The following is a 16,111-nucleotide window of genomic DNA, read 5'->3' as shown; positions in this document are numbered from 1 at the left end:
GAGTTCAAAAACAGGTATTCGTATCTTATCCCCTGACCCCGTACAACAATAGTCTTTTAAAAGCGTAAATAGCCGGAAAACTTATGAAATGCTTTTTTATACGCCTAATAAATTCCGATCGGAACAACAACTGTTCTTCTTCGCCCAGCCTTTCCATATACGGAATCAGTGAAGAACCGGAAATGAAGTGATACAGATCCATGTCGTGCTTCGCTATAATGGGGTATACTTTCACAAAAATATTCAGGTCTTTCAACCCGCCGGCATACATCATCCCGGCATAGTCATCTACCTGCAACAAGGGCGAATTCCGGCAAAAGCCATCGAGCGCATCCACAAACGGTTTTTCGCTTACCATTTCTATGAGTATCCTGTTGAGTGTATTTTCTTTCTGAAAAGGCATCTGAACGGCAAACTGTCCGCCGTCGCCTGTTTTAGCAATTAATTCCGGGAACAATTCATAATGGTTTTCCGACCATTGCAGCGCTGCATTGCTAAAAACCAGGTCCCAGTTTTGTTCCGTATCCGAAGCCACAAATTCTTCGACGGTAGATTTTTCAAAACTAAGGTTTCCACTCTCAAACTTCTTGCTTTCGGACAACATTTCGGGCGAAGGATCAATACCCAGAAAACGGGCTTGTCCGAACTTCCGGGCCAGGAAGCTTGTTTGCTCTCCCGTACCGCACCCTATGTCTATACCTTTTTTTAAATGATCACCGGAAATTAATTCCATCAAATCAAAAAAGGGCTGGTACCGGACATGCTTGAACGTGTTGTATTTTTCGGGATTCCAGGGCATAGCTGTCGGCACTTATAAGTTAGTTCTTTTTTCAAATCGGGCCAATAACTCCGTCGGCGTATAGCCATATTGCTTTTTAAACGCAAATGAAAAATGCGACAGGTTTTCAAAACCTGTTTCGTAGCACACCTCTACAGGCCTTTTTTTCTTTTCTGCAAACTGGTAATGGGCCAGTTCCAGTCTTTTTTGTGTGAGCCATCGTTGTGGTGTGGTACGGAATGCTTTACTAAAATCGCGCTTAAACGTGGTGAGGCTGCGCCCGGTAAGATAACTGAATTTTTCTAAAGGCAGGTTGAACATAAAGTTTTTCTCCATGTAGTCCACCAGGTCTATTTTACCGGGCTCTTCAAAATTAGCCAGCACATGGTCTATCTCCGGAAATATGGTGCGGAGAATGCTTATGGCCTCCGTAATCTTGAGCGATGCAAGATCCGAAGGCAGATCCTCCATCTCAAAATACGGTATTAAGGAAGCGAGACAGCTTTCCAGTAAAGGATGATTGTTAAAGCTATAGATTTTTTGCGGTGACGAGGCTACCGGTCTCACCTTCCGGCTGGCATAAAAATAGCGCAGCCGGCTTGTAGACAAATGCATAACCACAGTTTTATGCGGCTGCCCGTCTTTCGGATAGTTGATTATGGTGGCCAGTTGATTTCGGGGAATTAAAAAAATATCTCCTTTTTTAAATACATACGTAGCACTGGCTTGGACTATTTTTGTTTCACCCGAAAGAAACCACACCAGCATATGATGATCGAACATAATGTCCGATTTGAAAAACTTATCCTCGTAGCAGGAAAGCTTTATATCGTCTGTTATATATTTTGCTTTATACTCCATAGGTACCCGTGCTATACAAAAATAAGTATTAATCGACATTAAACGTCATACCCGTCACTTCTTCACTCCATGTCCATACGCGTCTTGCTGCGGTTTGGTCCAGGGAATACGGTTTTACCCCCGCTACCATAACTTCTTCTGAAGCCAGCGGAGCAACGTCCGCATCTTCGCAATACACCCCTCCAACAGTATTTAGCATAGGGCTGGTAGCACACCATACCGTGGTAGCGGCCCCTTGCGGCACAGTTTTTAATGATGCTGCTACTTCGGGCAGGAGGTTACCTTCGGCATCGCAAAAACCCATTTGCTGAAACAGTACCAATGAGGCTTCCCTGGCAAGGTCTGTGCCATTTATTGACCCCGGGTGCAGGGAATAGGCCCTTACGTTAAATGGGCGGGCACGGTGGTCCAGTTCGAGGGTAAATAAATTGCTGGCGGTTTTAGACTGCCCGTAAGCCTGTAACGTTTCGTATTCCCGGTTCAGGAAATTGGGATCTTCAAAATTAAAAGGAGCGAATTGATGCCCTTGTGACGATACGTTAATTACCCTGGCCCCGTTTGCCTTTTTAAGTGCGGGCCACAATGTTGCGGTAAGTTGAAACTGTGCCAGGTAATTGGTAGCTAACTGCGATTCCATACCACGATAGTCCCTGCGCAACGGAACCCACATAATACCTGCATTGTTAATGAGTATATGTAACGGCCTGCCCGAAGCCAGGAACTTTTCGGCAAAGGCGTCTGCAGAACCCGGTTTCATAAAGTCCAGAGCAGCCAGTTCTATATTAGCTATACCACCGAGGTTTTCCTTTGCTTTTTCTACATCCCTTGAAGGAACAATTACCGTAGCCCCTGCCCTGGCAAGGGTCCTGGCAGTTTCCAGGCCTATGCCCGAATTACCCCCGGTTACGATAGCAACTTTTCCTGTAAGGTCAATACCTTTAATAACATCTTTTGCCGTAGATAAGGCATTAAACCCCGAACCTAACGGGTGTTGCAACATCCCCTGATTATTGTTTTGTTTCATTGTTTTAAATTTTAATGTTTATGAAAGCAAAAGTAACAGGGATGCCTTTCGACCTTTTTGTTTAAACGTCCGAATATGCTTTGTTCAAAAGACCGGGGTTTCGATACCCATTGCCTTCGGTAATCACGCAATAGCCATGCCGTCCGGAAACATCATAGAAATTACATTGTTAAAGTAGCCAAAACGAAGGAGGCTGAGTACCCGGGCGTAGCAAAAGGCGTCTCAAAACCATCTTAAAAAAGGCAAAAAAACACACAGTATTTATCACAAAAAAATGTTAATTCACTCATAACAAGACACTTGTACAAATGTTTTTTATTACATTGAGGATATACTTAATCAATATCCACCGTTATGGACTCTGAAAATATGAACCTAAGATATCTTATTTTCCTGCTGGAAAAGATTCATGTGGAAATCCGCAATTTACGCCGTCATCCCATCGTAGAAAAAAAATACCTCGACAATGCAGATATTATGCAAACCTTTAATATAAGTGCACGTACGTTACGCCGTTTGCGGAAAAACAAAGAAATCCCTTTTGAAAAAATGGGCAAAAAATATCTGTACTCCAAAGAGATGATCGAAAAAAAACTGAATAAAAAGTAATTTCAGGTCACATTTTCCCTTCCCTTATTCTTTTTCTTCACCGGAATCCGGCTCCGGTATAATTTCCATATCCTGACAGGTAAAACAAGCTACCTTTCTTCGGGTTGCCTTCGGGTTATCTTCGGGGCACCTTCGGAAAAACATCTTTTTTTCCGAACAACACCCGGACAATATCCGAACAAGACCCGAAGGAAACTGCTATACCTATGGCCAAAAACGGCCAAATGCGGACAAAACCGGCCAAATGCGGCCACCCGCATACAACCTGCCCGAAAGCTTTATATCTTGTTGATTATTAACCATAAATATTTGTAGTATGGCAACTATTGTAAAAGGAATCCTCGGTGGATTCTCAGGAAAAGTAGGTACTGTTGTCGGCGCCAACTGGCGTGGTAAGGATATCATCCGCAGCCGGCCGAAGCCAAGCAAAAAACCACCTACGGACAAACAGGTGTTACAACAGTTGAAGTTTAAACTGGCGGTAACGTTCCTGCAACCTCTAAGAAGCATACAACGTATGTATTTTGGTACGGAAAGAGGTGCAAAATCGAGAGTGAACCTGGCGGTCTCCTATACCATAGGGGAAGCCATGGAAGTGGTAAACGATATACCGGAACTGGTGTATAACAAGGTAATGATTACCAAAGGCGACCTGGCAGGGTTTCAGAATGTAACCCTGACGCCGGAAGCCGGGGGAATATTCAACCTGAACTGGGAGGACAACGCACAGCAAGGCAATGCCCTGGCCACCGATATGGTAAACCTGGTATGTTATTGTGAGGAAACCGGCGATTTTATCCTCTACCTATCCCAGGCTACCCGCGCTGCACTGTCCGCAACGGTTACCCTGCCCGATGTTTATACGGGTAAGGAAATACAGGTCTGGGCCTATTTTAATAACGAGCCCGAAACCCTGGCCTGCAACAGTCCGCACCTGGGGGCGTTTACCGTTCTCTGAATCTAAAGAGGTTATCTGCAAGGATGGCCTCTTTTTTTTGGAATTATCAGGATTATATGAAAAAACATTTCTTTCCGGAGCATTCATGCTGTACGGACCATCTGCAATATATTTTAATTTGCACCCTCCTTCCGGAACTGCATTATTTATCACCAAAGAAGTTATTTTCAGAATAAAAAACTTTTTTTTAAGGGTTTCTTTTATTTTTTATGTCATAATTATAAAATCCCCTCATAATGCCATAAATCAATGTTCTCGAAGACATAACCCCGGAAACCTAAAAAATGTTTAACCTGCTAATTCTATTCTAATGAAGTCTACTAAAATTATTTTTTTACTGTTATTAACTACTTTATTATTTGTTGTTTCCTGTAATGACGATGACACCCTGCCCGATGACACCACCACAACACCACGGGCGGTCACTATGGATAACGAGGCCAGGGAAAAAGGGATTCTCTGGGATCACAACGATACGATAAGTATCTATTTTCTTAACGGAACGAAATCGCAAAAAGACAGTGTAAAGAAATACGTCCGGGACTGGGACGATGTCATTAACCTTGCATTTAACTACCCGGATACGGCCGGTGATACACAAGTAAGAATATATTTTGACTCCACCACCAGTTCGGGGTGGAGCAAAATAGGCAAAAAAGCTTGTTTAAATGTAACCGATACGACGCAGCCCACGATGGCCCTTTATAAAAATATTTCTACCCGCTCCGGGAAAGTTATTTTTGATAAGGGCACCATAAGGCACGAATTCGGCCATATGCTGGGACTGATACACGAACAACTAAGACCGGATACGGGCATTGCGTGGAAAGATTCTTTAAATATACGTGGTGGTGGTGAGCAGATCCTTGAGGAGGATTTCGAAGATTATGTCCGCTCCGAATATGATCCGCTCTCCATTATGCATTATTCCGTCCGAAATACGGAAACTACTGACTCTTCCTCGCTACCGGGATATATAGTCCACGGAGAACTCTCGGTAAAAGATATTGAGTTTATTCAAAGTCTGTACCCCGTACAGAACTAAGATTCAGTAACATCCCCGGGGCTTATACTATATAAAAGAGATGCTGTTTTCTTGTTTAAAACAACATCTCTTTTATGTTCAATCCTTACGGGAGTACCTTTTTAACTTTCTTCATTAGTCATAACGCCTTACAGCATAATCCTTTTTATTGTTGTTTTCAAGCTTAAGGACATCCGTGCACCCATGGCAAAACTTCCCAAGTCCAACTCCAAAGCTTCTCCCTATAGCAAGGAAAACAATACGGAGAACGCTCCCTTCAGCATTACCCTGAGCTTACTATAAGCAATACGTTTCTGTGCCTTTACGGTATTGATGGAAATGGATAAGGCCTGGGATATCTCGTCATTTTTATAGCCTTTTAAACTCAGGTTTATGATCTCTTTGCATTTATAGGGCAGCATATCTACGGCCTCCCGGATAATTTTCGAAGATTCTTCGAGTAATACCTCCCTGGCAAAAAAGGAATCGGATTCCAGTTTTTTCAGGTCGGCGGCTTCCAGGGGGTTCTTGCTCCTGTATTCCTTGCTTTTAAGATAATCGAGCGACTTGTTTTTTACCGCGGTATACAGGTATGATTTCGCAGCGTTCTCATCGCGGAAAGCAACCTCCATGTCCCAGACACGGATAAACACTTCTTGTACGATATCTTTGGAAAGTTCAATATCGCCCACGTATTTGCAGGCAAACAAACACAGGGAATCATAAAAGGTATTGAACAACGCCTTGTACTTACGTATGGAGATTTTACGGGGGTTTGTGGGTTTCAAAATCTCATAAGTATTAGTTTATTATCAGGTTAAAGGTCTAAACCTTGTAAATTCATTGCGGTTATTTTAGTTTCCGTTCATGTTTTAGCCACTAATTCACAGATAATTAAAGCTATATTTTTCTGAAAATAGTCCGTGTATCCGTAGCAAAACAGACTTCCGGTCTGCTATAAAACCTATAGACCAAGTCCCATCGTGATCCAGTAAAAGGCTAAAACCTGCTTCATTGCCGTTCTTTTAGCTCCTATACATATTTTAGTTACTGATTCACGGACATTTTGAATTAGTCTTCTGAAAATTATCCGTGTATCTGTGGCAAAAACAGGCTTCCGGTCTGAAAGAAATACAATGTTAGCAAACAGATCCGGATATAATTATCACTTTAAATATTTCAGCAATAATTTAAGATCATATTCTCAAAAAGTGATTGAATTTAGTATTAAAATTTCAAATACCAAAATATCAGGTACAAATGACTATATCTTGTACATAATATACTGAACAGGTTGAGAGAATTTTTGGATTTATTGAGTTGGAAGTTGGGAATTACCCGGTTACCCGCTTATTGAGTTATCCCCAATAACCTAATAACTCATTAACCAATTAACTTAATAACAAATACCCACTTCCCCCTATCCCTCTTAATATTTGATTTTCGTACTTTTGCTACATGGAAGGAAAAGAGACACTTGAAGAATATTACGCTCATAGTTTTAAACAGATACCGGACGACCTGTTATCTGCTTCGGGCGCCGTGGCACATTTTAATATCCTTAAAAGAGATAACTGCTTTACGGCACTCAGTTTTACCCGGAGAGATTATTATAAAATAGTACTTACCCGGGGGAATGCGGTCCTTTATACGGAAAAGGGAGAAGTTATTATCGATAAACCCGCCCTGTTCTTTTCGGACCGGAGTATCCGCTACGGCTGGCAGAATGTCGGGGACGGGCAGGACGGTTTTACCTGTTTGTTCAATGAATATTTTGCCTCACCTGGATTGCGGAAAGCTTTCCGGAAACTGTTCTCTTTATTCCAGGAGGACATCTACCCTTTTTTATTCCTTACCAATGCCCAATACCGGCAGTTAGAGCAGTACTTTACGCTGATGCGGAACGAGTATTGCAGTAACTTTACCTATAAAGACCGCATGCTGCGCGACCTGCTTAATCTTATTATTTACACAGGAATAAAAATAAAAACATCCGATAACAAAGAATTTCCGGGAATACACCACCGGGACCTGGTAACACGGTTCATGGAAACTCTGGACAACCAGTTCCCCATAGAGTCACCTACGGCTTCCTTAAAAATAAAAACTCCGGCAGATTATGCAGACCTCCTGCATATCCACGTAAACCATCTGAATCACAGCGTAAAGGCACAAACCGGGAAAACCACTTCCGAGCTGATACGCGAACGCATTCTCACGGAAGCCATGAACCTGCTCCGGTACAGCGACTGGCGCATCTTTGAAATAGGCAACAGCCTCGGTTTCGAGTATCCGCAACACTTTAATTCCTTCTTTAAAAAGCATATAGGCATAAGTCCCAAACAATACAAACTGGGAGTTCCGGCTAACATTTGATTTGTTTAACTTTTGATTTGAATTGATTATTTTTTCATCGGGGAAGTACAGATAATTTTGTCGTGTAAAATTACGCTGATTTACCTGCTATGAGAACATATGATAAAAAACACGAACGGATCAGTACTATTTCGATCTTTTTGCTCATTCCATTATCGGGACTGGCCACAGATATTTTCATACCTTCTTTCCCGGAAATGCAGGAAATGCTTTTGACGGACAACAAGGGCGTACAAATGACACTGAGCTGTTTTCTTATCAGTTACGGGATCTCGCTTCTCGTAGCCGGGAGCTTAGTGGACAGTTTCGGGCGGTATAAGCTGGTCCTGGCTTCCTTGTTGCTGTTTTCCCTAAGCAGTTTTGCCATTGCCATTGTGCCTGACCTCTATTTTATTTATGCCATGCGTATATTGCAGGGGATCACTACAGCTTTTATCGTTGTGGGGAAAAGGGCTTTCCTGGTAGATATCTATAAGGGCAGGAAATTGCAGCACTACACGAGTTTAATGACTATCATCTGGTCTATGGCCCCGATTACAGCTCCCTTTATAGGGGGATACCTTCAGAAAGGGTTTGGCTGGACCTCCAGCTTTTATTTCCTCGGGGGCTATGCCCTGGTGATGCTGTTTATAGAATGGTTTTTCTCCGGGGAAGCGTTTACGGAATTCAAAGCCTTTAACCGGAAAAGTATTGTTTCCACTTACAAAGCCGTACTCAAAGCCCCGGATTTTTCCACGGGACTGGTAATTCTGGGCCTAACGTACGGCATGGTCATGGTGTTTGCCATGTCTGCCCCCTTTCTCGTAGAAAACCATTTCAATTTTTCTCCCGTGGTAACGGGCTATTGTGCCCTGCTATCGGGATTGGGGATTATGAGTGGCGGAATACTGGGGCGTTCCCTGAGCACTCATCCTTTTTTACCTAAACTGTTCTTTGGTGTGGTTATGGAAATCGTTGTTGCGGTGTTGATGTTTGCCACGGGTAACTATGTTTCCAATATTTATGTCTTTGCAGGGTTTATATACCTCCTGCACCTCTTCAGCGGGTTTTTATACAACGTATATTTTACCTACTGCCTGACAAGATTCCCGGAATATGCGGGGGTGACCAACGGGCTCACCAGTGGGGCAAGTTACCTGGTGACCTCCGTGGCAAGTTATGCCATAGTAAGTATATTACACATCCGGAACCAACCCGGAATGGCTTTGAGTTATATAATACTATCCCTATGTATTCTTTCCCTGCTCTTTTTCCTTAGGAATGTTGTTAAAAAGCGAAGTCTGTCCAGGAAAGAAAGTTATTAGCCGTAGAGTTCAGGTATCTTTTAGTGCACCCGGGTTTATATGATTGTATTGTTAAATGATATAAATATTCCGGGGTTAAGGACGGATGTAAAGAGGCTGCTAAAACTATTACATTTAAAAGAAATAATCTTCGATCTCCAAAAAAATAAATATTGAAAAATTAAATAATGTTTAGATTCTTTGTTTAAAGTCAATTACCCCGGGGGCAGGCCCGCAAGGAATGATACCGAAATTTGGATGCAAGTGCCGGAGCATTTAAATCGCATATGATAAGGCAGTACGGAATTTAATTGTTACTTATTTTTAAATCTTTGAAATATCCTATCGTTCCTATATCTACAAAGAGACCAATTCCTCCAGATTTGTTCTTACCTTTCATTTGGGTTACTATAAACGAGGGATATATTTGATTATTTATATATAAAACAGCTTTTTTTTCCTGAATTTCAAGCTTTAAATGTATCCATTCATCCAGGCTGATGTCGGCATACGTTTCATAAAGTCCGGCAGATTCTGTTCTCAATCTGTCAAATTTGTAATCAGGATAGGAAAAGTATTGAACGGTATGATTTCGCTTAAACTGGTTGTCAGCCCTTCCATTTGCAGGTCTTAGATAAACAGATTCGAATTCGGAATTAGAATTGTTTATCCTAAAGGCAAGTCCAATAAACCCCCGTGCTCCCAAGAAAGGTGATGGATCCTGAATCTGGCTTAAAACCTTTACTTCAATGGTCCCGTTCTCTAAATTCTCACCGGCCAATTTAAGAAAGGTGGGCTCATCTACGGTTGCACTTAAATCTAACGGATCAAAAGGAAGTTTATCCAAATCTCTTTCTACTTTAAGAACCGTATCTTTATGTAGCGTTTCAACAGATACTTTTACATTGATGCATTCTAAATTGTAACCGCAAAACTTTATATCTTGAGCCATCAATGTCAATGTAGAAAAAAACAATCCTCCAAAAAGAATACTCTTTAATATTTTCATTTCATATATCTTTATTTACCAATTTAAAGGTAACCTCCTGCGCTCTATTGAGACAATAAATAAGCTTAAGAAATAATCTTAATATAGTTTAAGAAAGATGATTATATGGTTTTCTTTTGAGCTATTTTTTTCCTGATCTTACTCAGGAATTCCGGGGTAACCCCCAGGTAAGATGCTATCTGGGTGCTTGGCAGCCGGGTAACCAGATTAGGAAATTCCCTGATAAAAGTCCGGTAACGATCTTCGGCTGTAGAACTGATATTCTGAAGTATCCGTTGCTGATAATCCATATATTTTTGTTCAACAATTATTCTGAAATTCCGGTCAAACTTATGATAATTAACATACAGATGGAGCAAATCATCATGGCCAATCTGCAAAACCATTGAAGGTTCTATGGCTTCTATATACAACTTGCTTTGTTGTTCTGAATAAAAACTTTGAATATCTGAAATCCAGGTGTTTTCAACAGAAAATTGAAGATTATGTTCCTTAAAATTGGTATCAAGCGCATACATTCTTAAACAGCCTGACACCACAAATGTAAAATCTCTGCAAATCTCACCCTCCTGCAGTAAAAAAGCTTTACGTTTCAGAACTCTTGGTTTGAATAAACGTAAAACTTCTTCTTTTTCTTTTTGGTCCAAAGGGAAGAACTTATTGAAATCATTAATCAGAAATTCAAAGGCTTGTTCTATGTTGCGATCTGTTTTCAGTTTGCGGTTGTTTTTGTTATACAGTAAAGGTATCCATAATTTTTCACTCAGAATATCTACGTCTGACGAAAACCAGCATACCTTCCAGCAGAAATACATTGTAATTGCAATAATTATCGGGACGAAAAACAAAATTCAGACAGTCTCTTCATATTCAGTTATCTTTTTTGACAGATAAAATGATCCGTAGTTTTTGCCAGGATGGTATTTTGCTTAAAAATGGCCGTCCGAAATGTATTGTGGTTAAAACAATAATGACCACCATACCCGAGAATGCCATAAATCCGGATATCTCATGCCCAGCCAACAAGACTGCTTGTTGATTAACCTTAAAATAAAGTGCTTTTCCCGCCATAACGGAGGCATCAGCAGTGGTATTTCCTTTAACGATCGCCGTGTGATAAGTGTTTTGAAAGAGGTCTGCAGCCACATGATTTGTCGAACCTATCTTTGAACTTAATTTATTATGGTAATCCTGTGCTCTCCAATATTCAACATAACCTATTACGGATGTGGGTATAAGACTACCTATAGCATTACGTGCCATGGCAAGATAACATAGTACTTGTGTAAAAATATCCAGCTTCACATTTTTGGTAACGTATTTCCCCACCCCGGCAAAAATCAACATATTGCCAAAGCCTCTCAGGACATACGGCAAAATCAGCATGTTGTAATCCGCGTAATTACCAATAGTAAAATAGAGGCTATAATAATACCCCGTTAATGAAGCGAACGCTATTGTAAAGAATATTTTAAAAGGACCGTTAATTTTTAAAAACCAATAATAGCTAAAGATTGCCCCCACCACTATGCCTGTAACAATCCCCCAGTTCAGGCTGCTTATGTGAAGGTGGTCCAATCGCAGTACCCCGGTTGTAAATGGCCCCAGAACACTACCGCTGGCTCCTAAAAATGGCTGCATAAATAAAATAGCCAGTATGGATATATTTACCGATTTTATCTTAAAAACCCCGGGGCTAACATAAGGTCTTCTTGCGCTAAACATTCTGAATGCGGTAAGTATTGCAAACAACAAAGAAAGCCATATAGCCACTTGTATGCTCTCCGAATGAAGCCAATTGAGCACCTGTCCATACGAAAAAATATAAGTCAGCGAGGTAAAAAGACAACACCATAAAAAGCAGCCAAACCAATCGATACCATATAAGGGCAGTTTCCTGGCAATCCTTATGTGCTTTAACAATAAAAGAGCTAGTATGATCATGAATGCGTGGGCACCAATGATGATCTTGTATATAGCTGTCCAGTTATAATCATAGTTAAGTTTGGTGGCCCAAATACCGGATACCTGTCCGCAAAAAAGAACAATCCCCAATACCACACTAAAGAAAACACCGTAATCTTTGTTTGGGGTTATAATGAGTTGTATGGATACTAATGTCTCAAAAGTTCCAAGCATTTTTGCAGTTCCCAGGATAAATGAAGCAGCTGCTATTACCGGTACGGATTCTGAAATAGTAGTTATAAAAAGCATGACCATGACCACCAGGGAGCATCCGATAATAATCTGCCGGGAAGTAAACCTGAGTTTAAACCGGAACAATAACGGAAACATAAAACAGATACCCACCATAGTCATTTGCAAAAAGAAATTCAAATCTTCTTTTAACAACTGATGGGCTCCGCTGATAGTTCCCGCTAAAGGCGGATAGGCTGTATTGGAGAACTGAAAAACAACCGAAAAAAAAAGAAACAAAACGATCCTCAGCCATCTGGGAACACTATTCCTGAAAGCTGCGACTGTATGTTTATGTGCGCCATGAGACATTTGTTATTTCTCTTTTTGAACATTTACAATTACATTCATTCCGGCTTTTAGTTGTGTAAGGATTTTAGGATCAGTGTGATTGTCAAACTCTATCCTGACAGGTATACGTTGTTGCACTTTAACAAAATTTCCTGTTGCATTATCTACCGGTACCATGGAATAAACAGATCCTGTTGCCGATGCAAAAGCTTCTACATGACCCCATAAAACAGTTCTGGGAATACCGTCTACTTCAAGCTTTACTCGATCTCCTTCTTTTATAAACGATACTTGCTTTTCTTTAAAATTTGCAGTAATCCATTTCCGGCCGTTATCGACAATATCTGTCAGTTGCTCCCCTGCCCGGACCAGTTGTCCTTCAGTTATAGTTTTCCTTCCTACAAATCCGCTAACGGGAGCTGTAATCACGGTATACTTAAGGTTTAGTTGTGCCACTTTCAGCTGAGCTTCGGCTCTTTTTACAGATGCGTTACTTACCTGGATTTTATTTTTGGCTTCCTGTACCGTGAGGCTGCTTCCTTCTTTACTTCTTTCTAAGGTTTCCAGCCGGGCCTTAAGGGCATCATAATCACTCTTAACCTGATCGAACTGTTGTTGTGTAACCGATTCTTTCCGCAGGAGCATGGTGTAGCGGTTATAATTTTTCTCAGCATTCCACAACCTGGCTTTAAGTTCCTGAATTCTCGCTTCGGAAATGTGTACCCCATTTTCTACGGTACTAATGGTTGAGGCGGTTACCTTTCTTCCGGCTTTTGCATCCAGTAGGGCTGCTTGGGCCAGTTCTTTTTGAACCATGTAATCACTGTTGTCAATAACCACAAGGGTATCCCCTTTTTCAACGCACTGAAAATCTTCATACCTTACACTTCCGATATAACCGCTTACCCTTGTGTTTACAGGTATCAAAAGCTGCTGTACTTGGGCATCATCTGTATATAGTTCTTTATTAAAAGTAAAAAAATAACAACCTACTGATGCCAATATGACAATTGAAAATAGCCCTATTCCAATTCTTCCAATTTTACCACGTGTATCTTTTTTGTAAGGTTTATGCCGTGCTGGTCTGTTCATAATTATAACTGTCCTAATATTTTTAATAATTGATAATAGGCATATACGATCCGGACTTTTGCCGTGGTCATCCTGAGGTCTGCTTCCAGTTTTTGGTTACTGGCATCCATCACTTCAGTATTTAATGCCAGTTGTTCCATATAATTGTCTGTAATCCTCCTGTAGTTTTCATTGGCGAGCTCCTGTTGTTTCTCTATCGTTTGAAGCTGGTTATATGCCTGCCTGCATTTGATGAAGTTATTACTTACATTCCGTATCAAATTTTGCTCTACAATCTCTTTGGATAAATGTGCAATGCTGATGTCTTTCTCGGCTATTTCAACTTTTCTCTTTGACAAGTATAAATTCCCTACAGGAATATTGACTTTTACGCCTACAGAATTGTTGTTGGCATAAATATCCTTTGCAGGAATGTCAAAAGCATACGGCCTGTTAAATGTTCCTGAAAAAAACAAAGAAACCTGAGGGTAATTGAATGATCGTTGTCGTTCCAGTTTCTTGTTTGCAATGTCAATGTTGACATTGGCTTCCTTGCTTTCCGGGTTTTCACCTAATGCGGAATCCTGCAATTTTTTATCTGTAGTCCGAAAAATCAGATTTTCGAATTCTACAGGAATATCCAGCAAATCATCTGGTAGAATTGTTGAGCCTTGTGGCAGATCTAATACGGAGATAATGTTATTGTTGGTTATTAATATCTGATCTTTGATATTGGTAAGTGCCAGATCAAAAGTGGACACCAATAACTCATTTCTTATTCTGTCACTCTTAAGCGCCATACCGGCTGAGTACCTGTCATTTATCTTGTTCAGCAACTCTTTACTAAGAAAAATATTCTTTTCATAAACGATCTTTTGTTGGTACAGCTGATATAAATCCAGATAGTATCCGATCAGGACAAGCTTTACACTTTGTGTGCGTTTCCGGAGGTTCAGTTCTGCCAGTCTATATTGTAATTCAGCTATATCTATAGTTGTATTGATTCGGCCGCCGGCATAGAGTAAAAGACTTGCCTGCAAAGCATATGAGTTTGCAAAATGAGGCATCTCATAGAAGCCGTCGGGCATTGTACCCAGCCCCACAACCCCCACATCTGTCAAATAACCTGCACTACCCGAGAAACCAATATCCGGTAACTTGTCATTCTTTCTGTCTCTGATCTCTAATCCGGCTCTTGTTAAGTATTCTGCACTTAGCTTTATTTCCCGGTTATTATCCGAAGCCATTTTGAGAAGCTCATTTACGGAGAGTTTTATGGTGTCATTCTGTGCAAACAGCAGGCCCGTGTTAATAATAAAGCAGGTAAACAAAAATATTTTTTCACCTATGGCATATATATTCATCCCTTTGTCAAAAATAAAGATGCAAATCTCACCATTTTATATACTCTGAACCATAGACAAAAGAAATCTGAATATGTCTAAAAGTAAGGTTGTTGTTTTCTATATTTGCAAAACAGATGCTCAGCTTTAAATAAGCGATTTAGCTCATTAAATGGTTACTAAAGGCAAAAATCAGTTAAAAGACATAGAAATCCCGTCCATAAAAAAAGACATCGGGATTACTCAAAATATACCGGATATACTTATCTATGATTCATTGGCCCACGAATCTGGTTTTGTACGAAATAAGCCTTTTCGTTCCGTACACTTTTCATTGATTTTTGTATTGAAAGGGACATTGCAACTGAAAGTCAACTTATTTGAATATTCGCTTAAAGAGCGTAATGTCATCATTATACCTCCATCTGCCATAAGAGAAATAAGGTGGAGTGATCGCAATGTTCATTTTATCTCATTATTATTTACTTCGGATTTCCTTCAGGAAACAGGTGCGCTGGGCAAATACTTTAATCTTGCCAATTTTCTAAAAGAGAGCCTGCTTACTTCCAGGGAAATAACAATCGAGGACCACGAACTGATTTTGGAGCTTATTTTTATTATATACAGGTTACAGAAAGGGGAAAATATTCAGGATACGGATACCGAGATTGTAAGAAATATTTTTAAAAGCATCTTACTTAAAGTCAAACATTATTATAATGACATTGATCAGCAAAAAAATCTATCCGGAACCATTATGTACAGATTTATGAGTTTGCTTTCTCAAAATTACTTAGTGAACCGTGAAGTATCATTCTATGCGCAAAAGCTATTTGTGAATGAAAAGTACCTGACCCAATTGCTAAAAAAACGTACCGGGAAAACCGCACGTAAATTTATTATTGATATGGTTATCCTGGAAGCAAAGGTATTACTGGATGACCGGTCACTTTCCATTAAGCAAATAGCAGAAAAACTTCGTTTTGAAAACCAGTTTCATTTCAGCAGGTTTTTTAAGCAGTATGCCGGTATGCCGCCGAGCAAGTACAGGAATTGACACCTCTTTGGCCTTCATACATTTGCCTTTTTATTATAATAAAATACCATAACCGTGACGTGCCCGTACACCATATCTAAGGTAACAATACCGGATATGCCGTATACGTACTCCAGGCATAATCTTCCCCTCCAGTACTTTTATAAAGGTTATCACCGATATTCCTGCTCCTGCAACAAAAAAATAAAGACACTTTTCTTAAAATCTTAAACAAGTTCAAGCTTATTTCTT

15 protein-coding genes are annotated in these 16,111 nt (G+C 40.4%); 6 read left to right on the top strand and 9 right to left on the bottom strand.

All coding sequences use genetic code 11. The annotated features are described in order from the left end of the window. Positions 1–25: 25 nt before the first annotated feature. Genes ACVBDY_RS08625 through ACVBDY_RS08615 form a run of 3 tightly spaced genes read right to left on the bottom strand, consistent with a single transcriptional unit; the run spans position 26 to position 2,663 of the window. On the bottom strand, positions 26–811 hold the full coding sequence (locus ACVBDY_RS08625) for a methyltransferase domain-containing protein (protein ID WP_447175067.1): 786 nt from the start codon (positions 809–811) through the stop codon (positions 26–28). Next, positions 812–1,639: a helix-turn-helix domain-containing protein gene (locus ACVBDY_RS08620; RefSeq protein WP_447175066.1), complete on the bottom strand. Its 828-nt coding sequence runs from the start codon at positions 1,637–1,639 to the stop codon at positions 812–814. It lies immediately after the preceding gene. Between the two features lie 28 nt (positions 1,640–1,667). Beyond that, positions 1,668–2,663, bottom strand: coding sequence for an SDR family NAD(P)-dependent oxidoreductase (locus ACVBDY_RS08615; protein ID WP_447175065.1), 996 nt, complete (start codon positions 2,661–2,663; stop codon positions 1,668–1,670). A gap of 369 nt (positions 2,664–3,032) precedes the next feature. Between ACVBDY_RS08615 and ACVBDY_RS08610 the strand changes: the two genes are divergently transcribed. The 3 genes from ACVBDY_RS08610 (at position 3,033) to ACVBDY_RS08600 (ending at position 5,275) form a co-directional block, all read left to right on the top strand. Continuing rightward, positions 3,033–3,272, top strand: coding sequence for a helix-turn-helix domain-containing protein (locus ACVBDY_RS08610; protein ID WP_447175064.1), 240 nt, complete (start codon positions 3,033–3,035; stop codon positions 3,270–3,272). A 316-nt stretch (positions 3,273–3,588) separates the two neighbouring features. Further along, on the top strand, positions 3,589–4,230 hold the full coding sequence (locus ACVBDY_RS08605) for a DUF6266 family protein (protein ID WP_447175063.1): 642 nt from the start codon (positions 3,589–3,591) through the stop codon (positions 4,228–4,230). Positions 4,231–4,540: 310 nt separating this feature from the next. Further along, positions 4,541–5,275 (top strand): M12 family metallopeptidase, encoded by a 735-nt coding sequence (locus ACVBDY_RS08600; protein WP_447175062.1) that lies wholly within the window; start codon positions 4,541–4,543, stop codon positions 5,273–5,275. A gap of 221 nt (positions 5,276–5,496) precedes the next feature. Here ACVBDY_RS08600 and ACVBDY_RS08595 read toward each other — a convergent pair whose 3' ends face one another. Then, entirely contained in the window at positions 5,497–6,042 is a 546-nt protein-coding gene (locus ACVBDY_RS08595; RefSeq protein ID WP_447175061.1) for an RNA polymerase sigma-70 factor, read from the bottom strand. Positions 6,043–6,712: 670 nt separating this feature from the next. Between ACVBDY_RS08595 and ACVBDY_RS08590 the strand changes: the two genes are divergently transcribed. After that, positions 6,713–7,630, top strand: coding sequence for an AraC family transcriptional regulator (locus ACVBDY_RS08590; RefSeq protein WP_447175060.1), 918 nt, complete (start codon positions 6,713–6,715; stop codon positions 7,628–7,630). An 89-nt stretch (positions 7,631–7,719) separates the two neighbouring features. Further along, positions 7,720–8,934 carry an MFS transporter gene (locus ACVBDY_RS08585; RefSeq protein ID WP_447175059.1) on the top strand — a complete coding sequence of 405 codons (1,215 nt, stop codon included), beginning with the start codon at positions 7,720–7,722 and terminating at the stop codon, positions 8,932–8,934. Between the two features lie 286 nt (positions 8,935–9,220). Here ACVBDY_RS08585 and ACVBDY_RS08580 read toward each other — a convergent pair whose 3' ends face one another. From ACVBDY_RS08580 to ACVBDY_RS08560, 5 genes are all read right to left on the bottom strand, one after another. Next, positions 9,221–9,922: a hypothetical protein gene (locus ACVBDY_RS08580; protein ID WP_447175058.1), complete on the bottom strand. Its 702-nt coding sequence runs from the start codon at positions 9,920–9,922 to the stop codon at positions 9,221–9,223. A gap of 101 nt (positions 9,923–10,023) precedes the next feature. Then, the gene (locus tag ACVBDY_RS08575) at positions 10,024–10,737 is read right to left on the bottom strand and encodes a Crp/Fnr family transcriptional regulator (RefSeq protein ID WP_447175057.1); all 714 of its coding nucleotides are present in this window, start codon (positions 10,735–10,737) and stop codon (positions 10,024–10,026) included. A gap of 55 nt (positions 10,738–10,792) precedes the next feature. Next, the gene (locus ACVBDY_RS08570; RefSeq protein WP_447175056.1) at positions 10,793–12,430 is read right to left on the bottom strand and encodes an MFS transporter; all 1,638 of its coding nucleotides are present in this window, start codon (positions 12,428–12,430) and stop codon (positions 10,793–10,795) included. A 3-nt stretch (positions 12,431–12,433) separates the two neighbouring features. Continuing rightward, a complete protein-coding gene (locus ACVBDY_RS08565) occupies positions 12,434–13,501 on the bottom strand; it encodes an HlyD family secretion protein (protein ID WP_447175055.1) in 1,068 nt (355 codons plus the stop codon). A gap of 2 nt (positions 13,502–13,503) precedes the next feature. Further along, on the bottom strand, positions 13,504–14,844 hold the full coding sequence (locus ACVBDY_RS08560; protein ID WP_447175054.1) for a TolC family protein: 1,341 nt from the start codon (positions 14,842–14,844) through the stop codon (positions 13,504–13,506). Between the two features lie 151 nt (positions 14,845–14,995). Between ACVBDY_RS08560 and ACVBDY_RS08555 the strand changes: the two genes are divergently transcribed. Beyond that, positions 14,996–15,880, top strand: coding sequence for a helix-turn-helix domain-containing protein (locus ACVBDY_RS08555; protein ID WP_447175053.1), 885 nt, complete (start codon positions 14,996–14,998; stop codon positions 15,878–15,880). The last annotated feature ends 231 nt before the right edge of the window (positions 15,881–16,111 follow it).

The organism is Sinomicrobium halophytocola, from assembly GCF_052983395.1.
This window is presented reverse-complemented; position numbering and strand designations above follow the sequence as displayed.

Coding starts and splice junctions, on each gene's coding strand:
- ACVBDY_RS08620 (WP_447175066.1), bottom strand. CDS start 1,639: ATGGAGTATAAAGCAAAATATATAACAGACGATATAAAGCTTTCCTGC.
- ACVBDY_RS08615 (WP_447175065.1), bottom strand. CDS start 2,663: ATGAAACAAAACAATAATCAGGGGATGTTGCAACACCCGTTAGGTTCG.
- ACVBDY_RS08610 (WP_447175064.1), top strand. CDS start 3,033: ATGAACCTAAGATATCTTATTTTCCTGCTGGAAAAGATTCATGTGGAA.
- ACVBDY_RS08605 (WP_447175063.1), top strand. CDS start 3,589: ATGGCAACTATTGTAAAAGGAATCCTCGGTGGATTCTCAGGAAAAGTA.
- ACVBDY_RS08600 (WP_447175062.1), top strand. CDS start 4,541: ATGAAGTCTACTAAAATTATTTTTTTACTGTTATTAACTACTTTATTA.
- ACVBDY_RS08590 (WP_447175060.1), top strand. CDS start 6,713: ATGGAAGGAAAAGAGACACTTGAAGAATATTACGCTCATAGTTTTAAA.
- ACVBDY_RS08585 (WP_447175059.1), top strand. CDS start 7,720: ATGAGAACATATGATAAAAAACACGAACGGATCAGTACTATTTCGATC.
- ACVBDY_RS08580 (WP_447175058.1), bottom strand. CDS start 9,922: ATGAAAATATTAAAGAGTATTCTTTTTGGAGGATTGTTTTTTTCTACA.
- ACVBDY_RS08575 (WP_447175057.1), bottom strand. CDS start 10,737: ATGTATTTCTGCTGGAAGGTATGCTGGTTTTCGTCAGACGTAGATATT.
- ACVBDY_RS08570 (WP_447175056.1), bottom strand. CDS start 12,430: ATGTCTCATGGCGCACATAAACATACAGTCGCAGCTTTCAGGAATAGT.
- ACVBDY_RS08565 (WP_447175055.1), bottom strand. CDS start 13,501: ATGAACAGACCAGCACGGCATAAACCTTACAAAAAAGATACACGTGGT.
- ACVBDY_RS08560 (WP_447175054.1), bottom strand. CDS start 14,844: ATGAATATATATGCCATAGGTGAAAAAATATTTTTGTTTACCTGCTTT.
- ACVBDY_RS08555 (WP_447175053.1), top strand. CDS start 14,996: ATGGTTACTAAAGGCAAAAATCAGTTAAAAGACATAGAAATCCCGTCC.